This is a genomic window from Variovorax paradoxus EPS (assembly GCF_000184745.1).
In the GTDB taxonomy this organism is placed as follows: domain Bacteria; phylum Pseudomonadota; class Gammaproteobacteria; order Burkholderiales; family Burkholderiaceae_C; genus Variovorax; species Variovorax paradoxus_C.
Genome location: NC_014931.1, coordinates 4,043,564 through 4,064,048, shown reverse-complemented (window position 1 = coordinate 4,064,048; position 20,485 = coordinate 4,043,564). Strand labels below are relative to the sequence as shown.

17 protein-coding genes and 1 pseudogene are annotated in these 20,485 nt (G+C 64.8%); 12 read left to right on the top strand and 6 right to left on the bottom strand.

Features of this window, described 5'->3' with window-relative positions; genetic code table 11:
- Window positions 1-93: 93 nt before the first annotated feature.
- Window positions 94-741, bottom strand: a complete 648-nt coding sequence (locus VARPA_RS18790) for a GntR family transcriptional regulator (protein WP_013542172.1) — start codon at window positions 739-741, stop codon at window positions 94-96.
- Between the two features lie 144 nt (window positions 742-885).
- Here VARPA_RS18790 and scpA point away from each other — a divergent pair, with 144 nt between their 5' ends.
- From scpA to VARPA_RS18755, 8 genes and pseudogenes are all read left to right on the top strand, one after another.
- Complete coding sequence (scpA, locus tag VARPA_RS18785) at window positions 886-3,048, top strand: methylmalonyl-CoA mutase (RefSeq protein ID WP_013542171.1); 2,163 nt, start codon at window positions 886-888, stop codon at window positions 3,046-3,048.
- A gap of 14 nt (window positions 3,049-3,062) precedes the next feature.
- On the top strand, window positions 3,063-3,572 hold the full coding sequence (locus VARPA_RS18780; protein WP_013542170.1) for a GNAT family N-acetyltransferase: 510 nt from the start codon (window positions 3,063-3,065) through the stop codon (window positions 3,570-3,572).
- Window positions 3,573-3,598: 26 nt separating this feature from the next.
- Window positions 3,599-3,808: pseudogene (locus tag VARPA_RS31680) on the top strand (GIY-YIG nuclease family protein); the annotation flags it as partial.
- 297 nt (window positions 3,809-4,105) lie between these two features.
- On the top strand, window positions 4,106-5,149 hold the full coding sequence (gene meaB, locus VARPA_RS31390) for a methylmalonyl Co-A mutase-associated GTPase MeaB (protein WP_013542169.1): 1,044 nt from the start codon (window positions 4,106-4,108) through the stop codon (window positions 5,147-5,149).
- 37 nt (window positions 5,150-5,186) lie between these two features.
- On the top strand, window positions 5,187-6,731 hold the full coding sequence (locus VARPA_RS18770; RefSeq protein ID WP_013542168.1) for an acyl-CoA carboxylase subunit beta: 1,545 nt from the start codon (window positions 5,187-5,189) through the stop codon (window positions 6,729-6,731).
- Between the two features lie 20 nt (window positions 6,732-6,751).
- Complete coding sequence (gene accC / locus VARPA_RS18765; RefSeq protein WP_013542167.1) at window positions 6,752-8,800, top strand: acetyl-CoA carboxylase biotin carboxylase subunit; 2,049 nt, start codon at window positions 6,752-6,754, stop codon at window positions 8,798-8,800.
- Window positions 8,800-9,831, top strand: coding sequence for a biotin synthase BioB (bioB, locus tag VARPA_RS18760; protein ID WP_013542166.1), 1,032 nt, complete (start codon window positions 8,800-8,802; stop codon window positions 9,829-9,831). The genes accC and bioB overlap by 1 nt, the downstream gene beginning before the upstream one ends.
- Window positions 9,828-10,313 (top strand): VOC family protein, encoded by a 486-nt coding sequence (locus tag VARPA_RS18755; RefSeq protein ID WP_013542165.1) that lies wholly within the window; start codon window positions 9,828-9,830, stop codon window positions 10,311-10,313. The genes bioB and VARPA_RS18755 overlap by 4 nt, the downstream gene beginning before the upstream one ends.
- Window positions 10,314-10,532: 219 nt before the next feature.
- Here the strand turns inward: VARPA_RS18755 and VARPA_RS18750 are convergent, their stop codons facing one another.
- A complete protein-coding gene (locus VARPA_RS18750; RefSeq protein ID WP_013542164.1) occupies window positions 10,533-11,030 on the bottom strand; it encodes an Lrp/AsnC family transcriptional regulator in 498 nt (165 codons plus the stop codon).
- Between the two features lie 121 nt (window positions 11,031-11,151).
- On the opposite strand from VARPA_RS18750, the gene yedA reads away from it, so the two are divergent.
- Window positions 11,152-12,069 carry a drug/metabolite exporter YedA gene (gene yedA, locus VARPA_RS18745; RefSeq protein ID WP_013542163.1) on the top strand — a complete coding sequence of 306 codons (918 nt, stop codon included), beginning with the start codon at window positions 11,152-11,154 and terminating at the stop codon, window positions 12,067-12,069.
- A gap of 14 nt (window positions 12,070-12,083) precedes the next feature.
- On the opposite strand, the gene VARPA_RS18740 is transcribed toward yedA, so the two are convergent.
- The 4 genes from VARPA_RS18740 to VARPA_RS18725 form a co-directional block, all read right to left on the bottom strand.
- Window positions 12,084-12,722: a LysE family translocator gene (locus VARPA_RS18740; RefSeq protein WP_013542162.1), complete on the bottom strand. Its 639-nt coding sequence runs from the start codon at window positions 12,720-12,722 to the stop codon at window positions 12,084-12,086.
- Window positions 12,719-13,354 (bottom strand): RnfABCDGE type electron transport complex subunit B, encoded by a 636-nt coding sequence (locus VARPA_RS18735; RefSeq protein WP_013542161.1) that lies wholly within the window; start codon window positions 13,352-13,354, stop codon window positions 12,719-12,721. Before VARPA_RS18735 ends, VARPA_RS18740 begins: the two co-directional genes overlap by 4 nt.
- A gap of 17 nt (window positions 13,355-13,371) precedes the next feature.
- Window positions 13,372-14,811, bottom strand: coding sequence for a polyhydroxyalkanoate depolymerase (locus tag VARPA_RS18730; RefSeq protein ID WP_013542160.1), 1,440 nt, complete (start codon window positions 14,809-14,811; stop codon window positions 13,372-13,374).
- A 157-nt stretch (window positions 14,812-14,968) separates the two neighbouring features.
- Window positions 14,969-16,165, bottom strand: coding sequence for an amino acid aminotransferase (locus tag VARPA_RS18725; protein WP_013542159.1), 1,197 nt, complete (start codon window positions 16,163-16,165; stop codon window positions 14,969-14,971).
- A 105-nt stretch (window positions 16,166-16,270) separates the two neighbouring features.
- On the opposite strand from VARPA_RS18725, the gene uvrB reads away from it, so the two are divergent.
- The 3 genes from uvrB (at window position 16,271) to VARPA_RS18710 (ending at window position 20,467) form a co-directional block, all read left to right on the top strand.
- Window positions 16,271-18,388 (top strand): excinuclease ABC subunit UvrB, encoded by a 2,118-nt coding sequence (uvrB, locus tag VARPA_RS18720; RefSeq protein ID WP_013542158.1) that lies wholly within the window; start codon window positions 16,271-16,273, stop codon window positions 18,386-18,388.
- Window positions 18,389-18,622: 234 nt separating this feature from the next.
- On the top strand, window positions 18,623-19,159 hold the full coding sequence (iscR, locus tag VARPA_RS18715; protein WP_007828186.1) for a Fe-S cluster assembly transcriptional regulator IscR: 537 nt from the start codon (window positions 18,623-18,625) through the stop codon (window positions 19,157-19,159).
- Between the two features lie 87 nt (window positions 19,160-19,246).
- Entirely contained in the window at window positions 19,247-20,467 is a 1,221-nt protein-coding gene (locus tag VARPA_RS18710; RefSeq protein WP_013542157.1) for an IscS subfamily cysteine desulfurase, read from the top strand.
- Window positions 20,468-20,485: the final 18 nt, after the last annotated feature.

The window sequence follows — 20,485 nt, the reverse complement described above, 5'->3', positions numbered from 1 at the left end:
GATACCGCGGAACCGGCTTTGCCGGGCCGCAGGTATCGCCCCCGGAAGGGGGAAGGCGAAGCGACACGAAGTGCGCGAAGCCTGGGGGTGAGCCTATGCGGCCGCTTCGAGGCCGCTCGTGAAGTGCTCGCGCATGCGGGCCATGGCCGCCGCGGCGTCGCGTGCCTCGATGGCGGCCATCACCGACCGGTGCTCCGCCAACGACTCGGCAATGCGCCCGGCCTTCAGCAGCGAGTTGTGCCGGTTGAGCTTCATCACCTTGCGCAGGTCCGCCACCATCTGGTCGCGCCACTTGTTGTTGGCGATGGCCAGCAACTGCATGTGGAAGCGCTCGTTCACCGCGAAGAAATGCTCCCGGTCTTCCTTGCCCGGCGCGGCGGCGGCTTCGAGCTCGGCGTGCAGCTTCTTCAGCTCGGCGCGCTCGGCATCGGTGGCGCGCTCGGCGACCACGCCGGCCGCATCGCTCTCCAGCAGCGAGAGCAGGTGATAGACGTCCGCCAGGTCCTGCTCGGACACCTCGGTCACGTAGGCGCCGCGGCGCACCTTCATCGTCACCAGCCCTTCGGCGGCAAGCACCTTCAGGGCTTCCCGCAGCGGGGTGCGGCTGATGCCGTATTCCTCGGCCAGCTTGAGTTCGTCGATCCAGCTGCCGGGCTCCAGCTCGCGGCGGAAAATCCGCTGGCGCAGCAGCTCGGCCACCTCTTCGTAGAGGGCTCGCGGGGTGAGGGTGACAGCGGACATGGGCAGGAATGTACCGCAAAAATTGGGTTTGAATTAATAATTACGGATCGGTTAGACTCGCGGCCGGCTTGCAAATCCCTGCAAGCGAATTTGCGAATCCCTCCGTAATCCCCTGCAAGACAACTGCAAAGCGGCGTCCCCCTCATGAGCAGCACACCCGAACCCACCTTCAAGCCCGCCGACCTCGGTGCCTGGGCCAAGTCCGCTGCCAAGTCCGCACCGGGCGGCGACGTGAATGCGCTGAACTGGATCACGCCCGACGGCATCACCGTCAAGCCGCTCTACACCGCGGCCGACCTGCAGGGCCTGAAGTACACCGACACGCTGCCCGGCTTCGAGCCGTACCTGCGCGGCCCGCAGGCCACCATGTACGCGGTGCGCCCCTGGACCATCCGCCAGTACGCCGGCTTCTCGACCGCCGAGGAATCGAACGCGTTCTATCGCAAGGCTTTGGCTGCGGGCGGCCAGGGCGTGAGCGTGGCCTTCGACCTGGCCACCCACCGCGGCTACGACAGCGACCATCCGCGCGTGACCGGCGACGTCGGCAAGGCCGGCGTGGCGATCGATTCGGTGGAGGACATGAAGATCCTGTTCGACCAGATCCCGCTGGACAAGGTCTCCGTGTCGATGACGATGAACGGCGCCGTGCTGCCGGTGCTCGCGGGCTACGTGGTCGCGGCCGAAGAGCAGGGCGTGGCGCAGGACCAGCTGAGCGGAACCATCCAGAACGACATCCTCAAGGAGTTCATGGTCCGCAACACCTACATCTTTCCGCCGGCGCCGAGCATGCGGATCATCGGCGACATCATCGAGTACACGGCAGAGAACATGCCCAAGTTCAACTCGATCAGCATCAGCGGCTATCACATGCAGGAAGCCGGTGCGAACCAGGCGCTCGAACTCGCATTCACGCTGGCCGACGGCAAGGAATACGTGAAGACCGCGCTGGCCAAGGGCCTCGATGTCGACGGCTTCGCCGGGCGCCTGAGCTTCTTCTGGGCCATCGGCATGAACTTCTATCTCGAAGTGGCCAAGATGCGCGCCGCGCGCCTTTTGTGGTGCCGCATCATGAAGGAGTTCGAGCCAAAGAACCCCAAGAGCCTGATGCTGCGCACGCACTGCCAGACCTCGGGCTGGTCGCTCACCGAGCAGGACCCGTACAACAACATCGTGCGCACCACCATCGAGGCGATGGCCGCTGTGTTCGGCGGCACGCAGAGCCTGCACACCAACGCGCTGGACGAAGCGATTGCGCTGCCCACCGAGTTCAGCTCGCGCATCGCGCGCAACACGCAGCTCATCATCCAGGAAGAGACGCACATCACGAACGTGGTCGACCCCTGGGCCGGCAGCTACATGATGGAGAAGCTCACGCAGGACATGGCCGATGCGGCCTGGGCCATCATCGAAGAGGTCGAGGCGATGGGCGGCATGACCAAGGCGGTCGACAGCGGCTGGGCCAAGCTCAAGATCGAGGCGGCCGCCGCAGAAAAGCAGGCGCGCATCGACTCGGGCAAGGACGTGATCGTGGGCGTCAACAAGTACAAGCTCAAGAACGAGGATGCGATCGACAGCCTCTCGATCGACAACGTGATGGTGCGCGATCAGCAGGTGGCGCGGCTGCAGAAGATACGCGCCTCGCGCGACACCGCCAAGGTGCAGGCCGCGCTCGATGCGCTGACCGAAGCGGCCGAGAACGGCACGGGCAACCTGCTCGCGCTGAGCATCGACGCGGTGCGCCTGCGCGCCACGGTGGGCGAGATTTCGGACGCGCTCGAAAAATCATTCGGCCGCCATCGGGCCGACACGCAAAAGGTGACCGGTGTGTACGCAGCTGCCTATGACTCGGCCGAAGGCTGGGAAAACCTCAAGACCGAAATCAACGCCTTCGCCGAAGCGCAGGGGCGCCGTCCGCGCGTGATGATCTCCAAGCTGGGGCAGGACGGACACGACCGCGGCGCCAAGGTGGTGGCCACGGCCTTCGCCGACCTGGGCTTCGACGTGGACATGGGGCCGCTGTTCCAGACACCCGAAGAGTGCGCGCGGCAAGCCATCGAGAACGACGTGCATGCCGTCGGCGTGAGCACCCTCGCAGCCGGTCACAAGACCCTCGTGCCCGCCATCATCAATGAGCTCAAGAAGCAGGGCGCGGACGACATCATCGTGTTCGTCGGCGGCGTGATTCCGCGGCAGGACTACGACTTTCTCTACGAAGCCGGCGTCAAGGGCATCTACGGACCGGGCACCCCGATCCCGGCCAGCGCGAAGGACGTGCTGGAGCAGATCCGCGCGGCGGTCGCGGCCTGAGCGGGACGCCAGACGTGGGCGATCTCCTGTCGCGGCTGTCGCTGCAGCCCGTGGATTCCAGCGATTTCGAAGACATGCTGGCCGTGCGCATCGATGCGATGCGCCCGAGCCTGGAGCGTGTCGGGCGCTTCGACCTCACGCGTTCGCGCGAACGGCTGAGCGCTGGTTTCGTGGTGCCGTTCATGCATCACATCGTGCTCGACGGCGACCAGCGCGTGGGCTTCGTCACGCTCAAGCCCGAGGGCGCCGATGCGCTGCGCCTGGATCACCTGTACCTGCGCACCGGCTTCCAGGGCCGCGGCATCGGCGAATGGGTGATGCGCTGGGCCAAAGCCGAGGCAAGAGAGAAGAACCTCGACATCAAGCTCACCGCGCTCGTGCAGAGCGATGCCAACCGCTTCTACCTGCGCCACGGCTTCGTGCTCGAAGGCGAGGAGGGCGTCGACCTGCATTACCGCTGGCGCGTCCAGGGCGCCACAACCCCTTCAGATGTCCGTTCACATGCAACCACCCGTTCGGGCTGAGCTTGTCGAAGCCTTCCACCATCCTTGTGAAACCCTTTTTCGTCTACCTGTTGCGCTGTTCGGATGGCTCGTACTACGCGGGCCATACCGACGACATAGATATTCGGCTGCGTCAGCACGTCGATGGAAATGATGGATACACCGCAATGCGCAAGCCGCTCGAACTCGTATGGCAGGGTGAGTTCGAAGCGCGTGAAGAGGCAATAGCCTTCGAGCAACAGATCAAGGGGTGGTCACGGGCGAAGAAGGAGGCCTTGATTCGGGGCGAATGGGACCGCATCAAGGAACTGGCGAAGTCCAGCGGCGCGCGGGGACAGCTTCGACAAGCTCAGCCCGAACGGGCGGGGGATAGTCGCGGAGCCCTTGTTCGCACCGAAACCGTCGATCATCCCAATACAACTACAACTGTTAGCCCCGCCGCAACCGTTCGCCCTGAGCCTGTCGAGGGGCTATCCACCACACAGCCCCGGCTTCGACAAGCTCAGCCCGAACGGTTGGTGGGGGAGGATATGAATACCGTTTCGTCCCGATCCTTGGCTCCTTCCGCTTTATTGGACGGCATTGTTTCCGGCGCTGCGTCCATGCAGCGCCGTGCGATCGCCAAGGCGATCACGCTGCTCGAATCGACCCGCACCGACCATCGCGCGCAAGCCGACGAGCTGCTCACAGCGCTGCTGCCGCGCACCGGCAATTCCTTTCGCCTCGGAATCTCGGGCGTGCCAGGTGTCGGCAAGTCGACCTTCATCGAAACGCTCGGCCTGCTGCTGATCGACAAGGGCCATCGCGTCGCGGTGCTCACTATCGACCCCTCGTCCACGGTTTCGGGCGGCTCCATCCTCGGCGACAAGACGCGCATGGAGCGGCTCTCGGTGCACGAGCGCGCCTACATCCGCCCGAGCCCGTCGAGCGGCACGCTCGGCGGCGTGGCCGAGAAGACGCGCGAGGCGATGCTGGTGTGCGAGGCCGCCGGCTACGACGTCGTGATCGTCGAGACCGTGGGCGTCGGCCAGAGCGAAACCGCCGTGTCCGGCATGACCGACATGTTCGTGCTGATGCAGCTCCCCAACGCCGGCGACGACCTGCAGGCGATCAAGAAGGGCGTGATGGAGCTCGCGGACCTCGTCGTCATCAACAAGGCCGACATCGACAAGGATGCCGCCACGCGCGCGCAGGCGCAGATCACTTCGGCGCTGCGCCTCTTCGGCCACCAGGGCAACCCCGACCACGCGCATGCGGTGCACGACGCGCACAGCGGTGCCGAGGTGCGCTTCTGGCTGCCCAGGGTGCTGCAGCTCAGCGCGCTGGCGGGCACGGGCGTCGATGCGTTCTGGGATGCCGTCACCGAATTCAGGCAACTGCAGACCGCCAACGGCAAGCTCGCCAAGCGCCGCGAAAAGCAGGCCACCGCATGGATGTGGGAACGCATCGACGCGGGGCTGAAGCAAGCCTTCAGGCAGCACCCGCAGGTGCGCGAACTGCTGCCGCAACTCACCCAGCAGGTGGCGCAGGGCGCGCTGCCCGCATCGACCGCGGCGCGCAGCCTGCTCGCCGCAGCGGCCATCACGGCCAGGCCATGAGCCATCTCATTCAAGACCACAGCTTCGGAAGCACACCATGCAAGAACTGATCGAACAACTCGAAAAGCGCCGCGCCCAGGCGCGTCTGGGCGGCGGGCAAAAGCGCATCGACGCGCAGCACGCCAAGGGCAAGCTCACCGCGCGCGAGCGCATCGAGCTGCTGCTCGACGACAACACCTTCGAAGAGTGGGACATGTTCGTCGAGCACCGATCGGTCGATTTCGGCATGGCCGAGCAGAAGATCCCGGGCGATGGCGTGGTCACCGGCTACGGAATGATCAACGGGCGCCTGGTGTTCGTGTACAGCCAGGACTTCACCGTCTTCGGCGGCGCGCTCAGCGAAGCGCATGCCGAAAAGATCTGCAAGGTGATGGACCAGGCGATGAAAGTCGGCGCACCGGTCATCGGCCTGAACGATTCGGGCGGCGCGCGCATCCAGGAGGGCGTGGCCTCGCTCGGCGGCTATGCCGACGTGTTCCAGCGCAACGTGATGGCCTCGGGCGTGGTGCCGCAGATCAGCATGATCATGGGCCCGTGCGCAGGCGGCGCGGTGTATTCGCCGGCCATGACCGACTTCATCTTCATGGTGAAGGACTCCAGCTACATGTTCGTCACCGGCCCCGAGGTCGTGAAGACCGTGACGCACGAAACCGTGACGGCCGAGGAACTCGGCGGCGCCGTCACCCACACCACCCGCAGCGGCGTGGCGGATATGGCGTTCGAGAACGACGTCGAGGCGCTGATGATGCTGCGGCGCCTGTACAACTACCTGCCGCTCAACAACCGCGAGAAGCCGCCGGTGCGCCTGGGCAACAACGGCCAGGGCGACCCGGCCGACCGGCCCGACTACTCGCTGGACACGCTGGTGCCCGACAACCCGAACAAGCCCTACGACATCAAGGAACTGATCCTCAAGGTGGTGGATGACGGCGACTTCTTCGAGCTGCAGCCCGACTACGCGAAGAACATCGTGATCGGCTTCGCGCGCATGGAAGGCCAGACGGTCGGCATCGTGGCGAACCAGCCGCTGGTGCTGGCGGGCTGCCTGGACATCAAGAGCAGCATCAAGGCCGCGCGCTTCGTGCGGTTCTGCGATGCGTTCAACATTCCGGTCGTCACCTTCGTCGATGTGCCCGGTTTCATGCCCGGCACCGGGCAGGAGTACGGCGGCATCATCAAGCACGGCGCCAAGCTGCTCTACGCCTATGCGGAGTGCACGGTGCCGAAGATCACCGTCATCACGCGCAAGGCCTACGGCGGTGCGTACGACGTGATGGCTTCCAAGCACCTGCGCGGCGACGTCAACCTCGCCTGGCCGCGCGCCGAGATCGCGGTGATGGGCGCCAAGGGCGCGGTGGAAATCATCTTCCGCGAAGACAAGAACGACCCCGAGAAACTCGCTGCACGCGAAGCCGAATACAAGGCACGCTTTGCGAACCCGTATGTGGCCGGTGCACGCGGCTACATCGACGATGTGATCCTGCCGCACGAGACGCGCAAGCGCATCTGCCGCTCGCTCGTGATGCTGCGCGAGAAGAAGCTCGAGAACCCGTGGCGCAAGCACGGGAACATTCCGCTGTGAACGGCACGGAGAAGAAGAACATGTTCAAGAAGATCCTGATAGCCAACCGCGGTGAGATCGCTTGCCGCGTCATCCAGACCGCGAAGAAGATGGGCATCCTCACCGTCGCCGTCTACTCCGACGCCGACAAGGAGGCCCGCCACGTCGAGCTGGCCGACGAAGCCGTGCACATCGGTGCCGCGCCCAGCCGCGAGAGTTATCTGCAGGCCGACCGCATCATCGCGGCCTGCAAGCAGACGGGCGCCGAGGCGGTGCACCCGGGCTACGGCTTCCTCTCGGAGAACGAAGCCTTCGCGCGCAAGGTCGAGGAAGAGGGCATCGCCTTCATCGGACCGAAGCACTATTCGATCGCTGCGATGGGCGACAAGATCGCCTCGAAGAAGCTCGCGAACGAAGCCAAGGTCAACACGATTCCCGGCTGGAACGACGCCATCGAGACAGCCGAGCGCGCTGTCGAAATCGCCAAGGACATCGGATATCCCGTGATGATCAAGGCCTCGGCCGGCGGCGGCGGCAAGGGCCTGCGTGTGGCCTTCAACGACAAGGAGGCCTTCGAGGGCTTCACCTCGTGCCGCAACGAGGCGCGCAACAGCTTCGGCGACGACCGCGTGTTCATCGAGAAGTTCGTCGAGGAGCCGCGCCACATCGAGATCCAGGTGCTGGGCGATTCGCATGGCAATGTGATCTACCTGAACGAGCGCGAGTGCTCGATCCAGCGGCGCCACCAGAAGGTGATCGAAGAGGCGCCTTCGCCCTTCATCACCGATGCCACGCGCAAGGCGATGGGCGCGCAGGCGGTGCAATTGGCCAAGGCCGTGAACTACCAGAGCGCGGGCACGGTGGAGTTCGTGGTCGGCAAGGACCAGAGCTTCTATTTCCTCGAGATGAACACGCGGCTGCAGGTGGAGCATCCGGTGACGGAGTGCATCACGGGGCTGGACCTCGTCGAACTGATGATCCGCGTCGCGGCCGGCGAGAAGCTGCCGCTCACGCAAGAAGAGGTCAAGCGCGACGGCTGGGCCATCGAGTGCCGCATCAACGCCGAAGACCCGTTCCGCAGCTTCCTGCCTTCGACCGGCCGGCTCGTGAAGTTCCAGCCGCCCGCCGAGACCATGTTCGCGAGCGACACCGAGCACCTGAACGGCGTGCGCGTGGACACCGGCGTGTACGACGGCGGCGAGATCCCGATGTACTACGACTCGATGATCGCCAAGCTCATCGTGCACGGCAAGGATCGCCAGCACGCGATTGCCCGCATGCGCGAAGCGCTCAACGGCTTCGTGATCCGCGGCATCAGCAGCAACATCCCGTTCCAGGCGGCGCTGCTTGCGCATCCGAAGTTCGTGGCGGGCGACTTCAACACCGGCTTCATCGCCGAGCACTACGGCAAGGGCTTCCATGCGGAAGACGTGCCGCACGCCGATCCGTCGTTCCTCGTTGCGCTCGCGGCCTATGTGCACCGCCGCTATCGCGCGCGAGCCTCGGGCATCAGCGGACAGCTCGAAGGCCACGGTGTGAAGGTAGGTGAGCAGTTCGTGGTGGTGGAGCTCGGGCCCGAGGGCAAGCATGTGCATCACCCGGTGTCGGTGACCGACTTCCACGGCAAGACCGGCGCGAGCGCCATTGCCGTCGGCGGCAAGAACTACAAGATCGACAGCGGTTCCGCGCTCGGCGCGATCCGCGTGCAGGGCATGGTCAACGACAAGCCCTTCACCGCGCAGGTCGAGCGCGGCGCGGGCAAGAACCCTCTGGCGCTGCGCGTGTCGCACGACGGCACGCAGATCGAGGCCATGGTGCTGTCGCCGCTGGGCGCGCGCCTGCTGGAGCTGATGCCCTACAAGGCGCCGCCGGACCTGAGCAAGTTCCTGATGTCGCCGATGCCGGGCCTCCTGGTCGAGGTGTCGGTGGAGCCGGGGCAGCAGGTGCGCGCCGGCGAGAAGCTGGCTGTCATCGAGGCGATGAAGATGGAAAACGTGCTGTTCGCCACGCAGGACGGCGTGGTCGGAAAAATCTCGGCGGGCAAGGGCGAATCGCTCGCCGTCGACCAAATCATTCTGGAGTTCAATTGATGGGTGCCAACGACCTGCAACAGACGATCACGCTGCACCGGCCCGCGAAGCCGGTGACGCCGCAAGGCCCGTGGTCTGTCGAGGCGATCCAGGCGCTGCTCGACAAGCCGCTGATGGACCTGCTGTTCGAGGCGCAGACGGTGCACCGCCAGCATTTCCCTGAAGGCGACATCGAGCTCGCGACGCTGCTCTCGGTCAAGACCGGCGGCTGCCCCGAGAACTGCGGCTATTGCCCGCAGTCGGCCGAGTTCGACACAGCCGTGAAGGCGCAGAAGCTCATGGAGGTCGATGAGGTCGTGCGCGCCGCGCAGGCTGCCAAGGACGCGGGCGCCACGCGCTTCTGCATGGGCGCCGCATGGCGCGCGCCCAAGGACCGCGACGTGGAGAAGGTCGCTGTGCTGGTCGAGGCGGTGAAGGGCCTGGGCATGCAGACCTGCGCCACGCTCGGCATGCTGGAGCCGCACCATGCACACCAGCTCAAGGCCGCGGGGCTCGATTACTACAACCACAACCTCGACACCGCGCCCGAGTACTACACGGACATCGTCGACACGCGCACGTACCAGGACCGGCTCGACACGCTCGCGCATGTGCGCAGTGCCGGCATCAGCGTGTGCTGCGGCGGCATCGTCGGCATGGGCGAGCAGCCGGTGCATCGCGCGGGGCTGATCGCGCAACTGGCCAACCTGAACCCGTACCCGGAATCTGTGCCGATCAACAGCCTGGTGCGAGTGCCGGGCACGCCGCTGGCCGATTCGGAACCGGTCGATCCCTTCGACTTCGTGCGCATGATCGCGGTCGCGCGCATCACGATGCCGACCGCGCGCGTGCGGCTGTCGGCCGGACGCCAGCAGATGGGCGATGCCGTGCAGGCGCTGTGCTTCATGGCCGGTGCGAATTCGATCTTCTATGGCGACAAGCTGCTGGTCACGGGCAACCCCGATGTGGACGCGGACGTGCAGTTGCTGCGCAAGCTCGGCTTGCAGTCGCGCCGCACGACGACCACTGAAACGGTGGAGGTCTGCGCATGACGACCACGGCGCGCCCCTTCAAGGTGCTGGGCATTCAGCAGATCGCCATCGGCGGGCTCGACAAGATGCGCCTGCAGAAGCTGTGGGTCGACATGCTGGGGCTCGAGGTTACCGGCACCTTCAAGAGCGAACGCGAGAACGTCGACGAGGACATCTGTTCGATGGGCAGCGGGCCGTTCAAGGTCGAGGTCGACCTGATGCAGCCGCTGGACCCGGACAAGAAGCCCGCGGTGCACGCGACGCCGCTCAACCATGTGGGGCTGTGGATCGACGACCTGCCCAAGGCCGTCGAATGGCTCACGGCACAGGGCGTGCGCTTTGCGCCCGGTGGCATCCGTCAAGGTGCTGCGGGGTTCGACATCTGCTTCCTGCACCCGAAGGCGAACGAGGAGTTTCCGATTGCGGGCGAGGGCGTGCTGATCGAAATGGTGCAGGCGCCGCCCGAGGTGGTGAGGGCCTTCAACGCGCTCGCGAATCGCTGATCCTGATTCGCCAACCACCGTTCGGGCTGAGCTTGTCGAAGCCCCGAGCAAGGCTTCGACAGGCTCAGCCCGAACGGGTTTGAGGACTTCGACAGGCTCAGCCCGAACGGGTTTGAGGACTTCGAAAGCTCAGCCCGAACGGGTTTGAGGACTTCGACAGGCTCAGCCCGAACGGGTTTGAGGACTTCGACAGGCTCAGCCCGACGGGTTTTGGGGCTATCAGGCGTTCAGAACCTTCTTGATCGGCGGCCGCACGTCGGAGCGGTGTGGCGGCAGCATCGGCTGGTGCTCGCGCGCCGGGTTCAGGATGATCGATGTTGCCGTCTCGGTGAGGATGCAGAACTTGGTGACCACCGCGTCGAGGTGGCTCACGTCGATCACCGCGATCTCGAGGATCCAGCTGTCCTCGCCGGTCACGTTGTAGGCGTTCACGCATTCGGGCGTGTCCTGCACGAGCTTCACGACAAGGTCGTAGTCGGCGCGGCCGACGCGGATGATCGCGCGGATGCCATAGCCCAGCTTGCCGAGGTTGACGGTGGCGCGATAGCCGCTGATGACCCCCGCGGCCTCCAGCTTCTTCACGCGCTCGGTCACGGCCGGCTGGCTCAGGTGCACGCGGCGGCCGAGCTCGGCCATGGTGAGCCGCGCATCGCTCTGCAATTCGGCAAGGATGCGGGTGTCGTGGGCGTCCAAAGCTGGGTTCAAGGTGAAGTCCATGGAACTCCTTTAAATCGACGGTAATGGAGCCATAGAACCGTGGAATTTCCATGGTTCACGGGAGGCGGCTTTCATACCATGGGCGGCGCTTCAGCACCAATAAAACAAGAGGCTCCTCGACATGCCGACCCTTTCTTCTTCAGCCCCAGCCGCGCCCAGCGCCAACCATGGCGCGCTTCCGCCTCTGCTGTGGCTCTGCCTTGCCGCCACCTGGGTGGTCTGGGGCTCGACCTACCTGGCGATCAAGTACGCGCTGATCAGCTTTCCGCCGTTCCTGCAGATGGGATCGCGCTTTCTTTTTGCGGGCGTGTTGCTCGCGGTGTGGATGCGCTGGCGCGGTGCCGCGTGGCCTTCGCGGCTGCAGTGGCGCAATGCGCTGGTGGTCGGCGCGTTGATGCTCGGCGGGGGCATGGGCGGCACGGCGCATGCCGAGGTGACGATCGGCTCGGGTCTGGTGGTGGCGTTCATCGCGGTGGTGCCGCTCTTGATCGCGCTGCTCAATTTGATCTGGGGCATCAAGCCGACTCGCATGGAAGCGGCGGGCATCGCGCTCGGGCTCATCGGCGTGCTGATGCTCACGCAGGGGAGCGGCTTCCAGTCGTCGCCCGCGGGGCTGGCGGCGATTTCGATTGCCTGCATCTGCTGGTCGATGGGCAGCGTGCTGAGCCAGCGCAGCCTGCCGCTCGCGCCCGGTGCGATGGGCTTTGCCAGCGAAATGATCTGCGGCGGCGTGGTGCTGCTGGTGTTGGCGGCCGTCTCGCGCGAGAGCCTGGTGTGGCCGCCGGCGCCCGAGGCCGTCTGGGCCTGGCTGTACCTGGTGGTGTTCGGTTCGCTGATCGCCTTCAACGCCTACATGGTGCTGCTCGCGAAGGCGCCGGCCGCGCTGGCGGCGAGCTACACCTTCGTGAACCCGGTGATCGCGATGCTGCTGGGCGTGTGGATCGCCAACGAGACCGTCACCCGCTTCGAGTGGTATGCGGTGGCAGTCGTGCTGGCGGGGGTGCTGTTGCTGCTCTTCAAGCGTCCGAAAAAGGATTGAAGCGCTGAACGCCTTCAGGTACCGGGACGGCGCCAGAATGCGAGCGTGGCTGCCAACAGCCACATGCCGGCCGCGCAATTGCGGTTCAGCACCTTGAGGCCGCGGCGCGAAAGCCAGCGCACGGCCTGCGTGCCGGCGGCTGCGTAGGCCAGCATCACGCAGGTGTCGAGCACCACGAAGATCGCGCCGAGCAGCAGGTACTGCGGACCTTGCGGCTGCGTGATGTCGATGAACTGCGGCAGGAAGGCCGCGAAGAACAGCACCGTCTTCGGATTCGACAGCGCCACGAGCAGGCTGCGCATCAGCGCGACACGGCCATGCGGTCGGACCTCTGTGGCGGACTGGGCCAGCGCCGTGCCGAGGTCGGTCGCTTCGCTGCGCCAGAGCTTGATGCCGAGCCAGACAAGGTAGGCGACGCCCGCAATGCGGATCGCGTTGAAGAGCACTTCCGATGCCGCGAGCAGCGAACCCAGCCCGAGCGCGACGACTGCGATCAGCGTGATGCTGCCGAGCGATGCACCGGCAATGCCCCAGCTCGCGCGCCGCATGCCGCCGTCGATGCCGTTGGACAGCGCCAGCAGCATCGTAGGGCCGGGAATCACGGCGAGGGCGAGTGACGCGACGACATAGATCAAAAGGGTGTCGAGTGTCATGGCTTGGGGGCGGCTTTTTCGCGTTGCTCGGCAGCGGCGCGGGCGCGCGCCAAGGCGGCTTCGACGATGGAGCGCTTGCGCGTGTCGGCGGCTTGCGGCTCGGCGACGGCGGGGGCCGGCTCAGCCTCGCGCTTCGCAGTGGCGCGGTGCTGGCCATGGAGCTTGTAGCGCTGCAGCGCGGCTTCGGCCTGTGCCTCTGACCACGCCTGCCAGCCGCTGCGGCCCGGCGTTTCGACTTCGAGCGAGATGCAATCGACCGGGCAGACCGGAATGCAGAGTTCACAGCCCGTGCAATGCGCCTCGACGACCGTGTGCATGCGCTTGTTGATGCCGACGATCGCATCGGTCGGACAGGCATCGAGGCAGAGCGTGCAGCCGATGCACCAGGCCTCGTCGATGACCGCCATGGCGCGCGGGCCTTCGGTGCCGAATTGCGGATCGAGCGGCAGCGCGGGGCGGCCGGTGAGCAGTGCGAGGCGCTCGATGCCCTCGGCGCCACCGGGCGGGCATTGGTTGATGCCCGCTTCGCCATCGGCCACGGCTTGCGCGTAGCCGGCGCAATCGGGATAGCCGCACCGTGTGCACTGCGTTTGCGGCAGTGCGTCGTTGATGCGTGCGGCCAGCCCGTTCACTGTGGGTTGCGCGCGCCTCAGCGCGCGGTGCGGGCGCGCGGCTTCTTGGCTGCCGCCACGGGCTTCTTGGCAGGGGCGGCCACAACAGCCTTCTTTGCGGCCGGTGACTTCTTGGCGGCAACGGCGGGGATCTTCCGACCCGGCTTGATCCGGTCTTCGGCCGCCAGGCTTTCTCGCGCACCGGCACGGCTTTGCGGCTGGTCGTTGGCAGCGATGAACTTCATCAGCTTCGGATAGACCAGTTCGCGCCAGCGGCGGCCGCTGAAGATGCCGTAGTGGCCCGCGCCCTTGACTTCGTAGTGCTCGCGCTTCGAATTGGCGACGCCGGTGCACAGGCTGTGCGCGACTTCGGTTTGGCCGGAGCCGGAGATGTCGTCCAGTTCGCCTTCGACCGTCAGCAGCGCGGCCGTGCGGATGTCCTGCGGACGCACGCGCTCGATCTGGCCTTCGGGGTTCTTCACGTCCCAGGTGCCGTTCACGAGTTCGAACTGCTGGAACACGGTACGGATGGTGTCGAGGTAGTAATCGGCGTCCATGTCGAGCACGGCGTTGTACTCGTCGTAGAACTTGCGGTGCGCCTCGGCGCTGGCGTCGTCGCCCTTGATCAGGTCCTTGAAATAGTCGTAGTGGCTCGATGCGTGGCGGTCGGGATTCATCGCGACGAAGCCGGTGTGCTGCAGGAAGCCCGGATACACGCGGCGGCCTTCACCGGGGAAGCCCTGCGGCACGCGGTAGATCACGTTGTTCTCGAACCATTCGTAGCTCTTGTTCATGGCGAGGTTGTTCACCGCGGTGGGCGACTTGCGGGCGTCGATCGGGCCGCCCATCATCGTCAGCGTGAGCGGCAGCGGCTCATTGCGGCTGGCCATGAGCGACACGGCCGCGAGCACCGGCACGGTGGGCTGGCACACGCTCACCACGTGGCAGTTGCCGTACTCGGCCTGCAGGCGGCGAATGAACTCCTGCACGTAGTTGATGTAGTCGTCGAGGTGGAATTCGCCTTCCGACATCGGCACCAGGCGTGCGTTCTTCCAGTCTGTGATGTAGACCTTGTGGTCCTGCAGCATGGTGCGCACGGTGTCGCGCAGGAGCGTGGCGTAGTGGCCCGACAGCGGCGCCACGATCAGCACCACGGGCTGGCTCTTGAGCGTCTTGAGGATGTGCGGCTCGTCGGTGAAGCGCTTGAAGCGGCGCAGTTCGCAGAAGGGCTTGTCGAGCTCGACGGCCTCCTGGATGACGACCTCTTCACCATCGACCTTCACGGACTTGATGTTGAACTCGGGCTTCTCGTAATCCTTGCCCAGGCGATAGAGCAGGTCGTAGCCGGCGGCCATGCGCTGTGCCATCGGCAGCTGGCCCCACACGGCGCCTTGGCCGTAGAGCTTGGAGGCCGCCTGTGCGAAGTCGGAAAACGGCTCCATCAGGGAACGCTGGGCTTCGTAGAGTTGATAGAGCATCGCTGGTCTTGGAGTGGAATGTTGCGGTGCAATATATCAGTGCATCTGCGGGCACGCAGGGGGCCTAACCCCTAGTCCGACCCGGCCGCGTGGGCCCTTCTGGCGAAAGGTGTGAAGGAATCGTCGAAAGACAGATTCCTCCACACTTTGCTGTCACCTAGATGACTTTGGCGATCGACGCGCAGACGTAGTCGATGTTCTTGCTGTTGAGCGCGGCCACGCACATGCGGCCGGTGTCGGTGCCATACACGCCGAACTCATTGCGCAGGCGCACCATCTGGTCCTTGCTGAGGCCCGAGTAGCTGAACATGCCGATCTGCGTGGTGATGAAGCTCATGTCTTCCTTCACGCCCGCGGCCTTGAGGCCGTCGACCAGCTTCTGGCGCATGGCCTTGATGCGCACGCGCATCTCGCCGAGTTCCTTTTCCCACAGGGCGCGCAGTTCGGCGTTGCCGAGCACCGCGGCCACCACGGCACCGCCGTGGATCGGCGGGTTGCTGTAGTTGGTGCGGATGGCGATCTTGAGCTGCGACAGCACGCGGCCGGCTTCTTCCTTGTTCTCGCACAGCACCGAGAGGGCGCCGACGCGTTCGCCGTACAGGCTGAAGCTCTTGGAGAACGAGGTCGAGACAAAGAAGGTGAGGCCGGCAGCCACGAACTTGGCGACGGCCGCGCCGTCTTCCTTCAGGCCGTAGCCGAAGCCCTGGTAGGCCATGTCGAGGAAGGGCACGAGACCCTTGGCCTTGACCGTGGCGACGACCTGGTCCCACTGCTCGGACGTGATGTCGTAGCCGGTCGGGTTGTGGCAGCAGGCGTGCAGCACGACGACGGTGCCCGCGGGCGCCGCGTTGAGCGCGGCCAGCATGCCGTCGAAGTTGATGCCGCGCTTGGCGGCGTCGTAGTAGGGGTAGCTTTCGACTTCGAAGCCCGCGTTGGTGAACAGGGCGCGGTGGTTTTCCCAGCTCGGATCGCTGATCAGCACCTTGGCGTTGGGGTTGAGCTTCTTCAGGAAGTCGGCGCCGACCTTCAGGCCGCCGGTGCCGCCGATCGCTTGAATGGTGGCCACGCGGCCCGAGGTAACCGGTTCGCTGTCGGCACCGAAAACCAGCGTCTTCACGGCGTTGTCGTACGCCACGATGCCGTCGATGGGGAGATAACCGCGCGCCGAGGGCGCTTTCATCATGTCCCGCTCGGCGGCCTGCACGCACTGGAGCAGGGGCAGCTTGCCGTTGTCGTCGTAATAGACGCCGACGCCGAGATTGACCTTGTTGGGGTTGGTGTCGGCTGCAAATTGCTCGTTGAGGCCGAGGATCGGGTCGCGCGGTGCCATTTCGACCGCGGTGAACATAGACATGGAAAGGTCCTTTGGGATGAAAGCTTCGCTGGCAACCGGACTTGCGCTACGCTTTCCGGTTGCCTTGAATTTTACCGGCGCCATCGCCACCTGTCGGGAACAGCCATGCCAGAGAACACCGAAGCCATAGCAGACCTGAAGAAACTGGACCCGATCGGTCCGGTCAAGCAGGGCGAATTCGTCAAGTACCCCGACTCCCCGTTCGAGCTTTTCCAGCCCTATCCACCGGCCGGCGACCAGCCGAAGGCGATCCAGGGGCTGGTCGATGGCGTGATCGATGGCGAGGTGTTCCAGACGCTGCTGGGCGTCACGGGCTCGGGCAAGACCTTCACCATGGCCAACGTGATCGCCCGGTTGGGCCGGCCGGCCATCGTGTTCGCGCCCAACAAGACCCTGGCGGCGCAGCTCTACAGCGAGTTTCGCGAGTTCTTTCCGAAGAACGCCGTCGAGTACTTCGTGAGCTACTACGACTACTACCAGCCCGAGGCCTACGTGCCGCAGCGCGATCTGTTCATCGAGAAGGACTCCTCGATCAACGAGCACATCGAGCAGATGCGTCTGTCGGCCACCAAGAGCGTGCTGGAGCGGCGCGACACGGTCATCGTGGCCACGGTGAGCGCGATCTACGGCATCGGCACGCCCGAGGACTACACGCAGATGCGCTTCATCATGCGGGTGGGCGACAAGATCGGGCAGCGCGACGTGATCAGCCGGCTGATCCGCATGCAGTACACGCGCAACGAGCAGGACTTCGCGCGCGGCACGTTCCGCGTGCGCGGCGACACCATCGACGTATTTCCGGCGGAGCACAGCGAGTTGGCGATCCGCATCGAGCTGTTCGACGACGAGATCGAATCGCTGCAGCTCTTCGACCCGCTCACGGGGCGCATCCGTCAGAAGATTCCGCGCTTCACGGTGTACCCATCGAGCCATTACGTGACGCCGCGCGACAAGGTGCTGGGCGCGGTCGAGACCATCAAGATCGAGTTGGCCGAGCGGCTCAAGGAGTTCGTGTCACAAGGCAAGCTGGTGGAGGCGCAGCGCCTGGAGCAGCGCACCCGATTCGACCTGGAAATGCTGGCCGAGATCGGCCACTGCAAGGGCATCGAGAACTACTCGCGGCACCTCTCGGGCGCGGCGCCCGGTGATCCGCCGGCCACGCTGACGGATTACCTGCCGAAGGACGCGCTGATGTTCCTCGACGAAAGCCACCAGATGATCGGCCAGCTCAACGCCATGTACAGCGGCGACCGCGCGCGCAAGACCACGCTGGTCGAGTACGGTTTCCGGCTGCCTTCAGCGATGGACAACCGTCCGCTCAAGTTCGAGGAGTTCGAAGCGCGGGTGCGGCAGGCGATTTTCGTCTCGGCCACGCCCGCGCAGTACGAAAAAGACCATTCGGGCAATGTCGTCGAGCAACTGGTACGGCCAACGGGTCTGATCGATCCCGAGGTCGAGGTGCGTCCCGCAACGCACCAGGTGGACGACGTGCTGGGCGAGATCCGCATCCGCGTCGAGAAGAACGAGCGCGTGCTGATCACCACGCTGACCAAGCGCATGGCCGAGCAACTGACCGACTACCTGGGCGACAACGGGGTCAAGGTGCGCTATTTGCACAGCGATGTGGACACGGTCGAGCGGGTGGAGATCCTCCGCGACCTGCGGCTGGGCACTTTCGACGTGCTTGTGGGCATCAATCTCTTGCGGGAAGGCCTGGACATTCCCGAGGTGTCGCTGGTGGCGATCCTCGATGCGGACAAGGAAGGGTTCCTCCGCGCCGAGCGCTCGCTCATCCAGACCATCGGCCGCGCCGCGCGGAACCTGCACGGCAAGGCGATCCTGTATGCCGACCGGATGACCGACTCGATGAAGAAGGCGATCGACGAAACCGAGCGCCGTCGTGCCCGGCAGATTGCGCACAACGAGGCCAATGGCATCACGCCGCGCAGCATCGTCAAGCAGGTACGCGACCTGATCGACGGGGTCTACAGCGAGAAAACTGGCAAGGAAATGGCCAAGCTCGACCTGGAACGCGCCAAGGTCGAGGACATGAGCGAGAAGGACATCGCCCGGGAAATCAAGCGGCTGGAGAAGCTCATGCTCGAACACGCTCGCAACCTTGAATTCGAGAAGGCGGCGCGGGTGCGGGACCAACTGGCGCTGCTGCGCGAGCAGGCGTTCGGGGCTTCGGGCGGCGACAACATCGTGATCTTGCCGTCGTAGGCTGGAAGTCCGCGTTCTTCAAGTGGTTGGCGCTGGGGTTTACCCCAGCAGAGTTGAGGGCCTTCTGCTATACTTGACCGAAACACTCAACAACAAAAACTAGAACTTCGCGATGAAGGACCGACTCCTACCGACTGGTTCACCAGCGTCAAGGGTCGGGCAGGGCGGAGACGAAGTCACCGCGGTCCAGGACCACGGTGTCATTTCAACGGTAAGCACTTGAAGGAGCTTGCGATGCGTCTCACTACCAAAGGCCGTTTTGCGGTCACCGCCATGATCGATCTGGCCCTGCGCCAGAACACCGGTCCGGTCACCTTGGCTGCAATCAGTCAGCGGCAGCAGATTTCGTTGTCGTACCTCGAACAGCTGTTCGGCAAGTTGCGCCGTCACGAATTGGTCGAGTCGACCCGTGGCCCCGGCGGCGGCTACAGCCTTGGCCGCAAGGCTGCGGATATCACCGTGGCCGACATCATTGTTTCCGTCGATGAGCCCATCGATGCCACGCAATGCGGTGGCAAGGAAAACTGCCTCGGCGAAGCCGGCCGTTGCATGACGCACGAACTCTGGGCTTCGCTGAACCAGCGCATGGTCGAGTTTCTCGATTCCGTCACGCTGCAGAAACTCGTCGACGATCAGATCGCCAAGGGCGTGCAGATCGAAAACAAGCCGGTCGTCAAGCGCGCGATCTCGGCCCAGCCAGTGGTCAAGCCGATTCGTGTGAATGCGCCGAATTCGGTTTTTGCCCTCGGCAACGCCTTCGCCAAGTCCTGATGCCCTGAATCGCGGCAAGTGCCATCGGGCGCTGCCGCGAGAGAAGCCCAGATCAAAGAACAACCCCCACGCCAGCCCGAGCCAGCCATGGACGTCACTCCTCATTTCCCGATCTATCTCGATTACGGCGCGACCACGCCGGTCGACCCGCGTGTGGTCGACGCCATGATTCCCTGGTTGCGCGAGCACTTCGGCAACCCGGCTTCGCGCAGCCATGCTTGGGGCTGGGAGGCTGAAGAGGCTGTCGAGAAGGCGCGCGGCCAGGTGGCGGCTCTGATCAATGCGGACCCCCGCGAGATTGTCTGGACCTCCGGCGCGACCGAGTCGATCAATCTCGCGCTGAAGGGCGCAGCCCAGTTCTACAAAGGCAAGGGCAAGCACCTCATCACGCTGAAGACCGAGCACAAGGCTGTGCTCGACACCATGCGCGAACTCGAGCGCCAGGGCTTCGAAGTCACTTACCTCGACGTCGAGGAAAACGGCCTGGTCGATCTCGAGAAGTTCAAGGGAGCGATCCGTCCCGACACCATCCTCGCGAGCGTGCTCTTCGTGAACAACGAAATCGGCGTGATTCAGGACGTGGTCGCGCTTGGCAACGTCTGCCGGGAAAAAGGTGTGATCTTTCACGTCGATTCGGCGCAGGCCACCGGCAAGGTCGACATCGACATCACGCAGTTGCCCATCGACCTGATGAGCCTCGCCTCGCACAAGACCTACGGCCCCAAAGGCATTGGCGCCTTGTATGTTCGTCGTAAGCCGCGCATTCGCCTCGAAGCGCAAATGCACGGCGGCGGCCACGAGCGCGGCATGCGTTCGGGCACTCTGCCCACGCACCAGATCGTCGGCATGGGCGAGGCATTCCGCATTGCCAAGCTTGAGATGAAGGACGACATCGCCCATGCGCGCCGCCTGCAGCAGCGGTTGCTCGACGGGCTGAAGGATGTCGAGCAGGTGTTCATCAACGGCGACCTCGAGCGCCGCGTGCCACATAACCTGAACATGAGTTTCAACTATGTCGAAGGCGAATCGCTGATCATGGGCATCAAGGGCCTGGCGGTGTCGTCGGGATCGGCCTGCACGTCGGCCAGCCTGGAACCCAGCTATGTGCTGCGCGCCCTCGGCCGCAGCGACGAGCTGGCTCACAGCAGCCTTCGCATGACCATCGGCCGTTTCACAACCGAAGAAGAAATCGACTACGCCATCTCGACCATCAAGCACAACGTCGCGAAGCTGCGCGAGCTGAGCCCCCTTTGGGAGATGTTCCAGGACGGTGTCGACATCAGCACGATCCAGTGGTCGGCCCACTGACCCAGGCCCGCCCAAGGC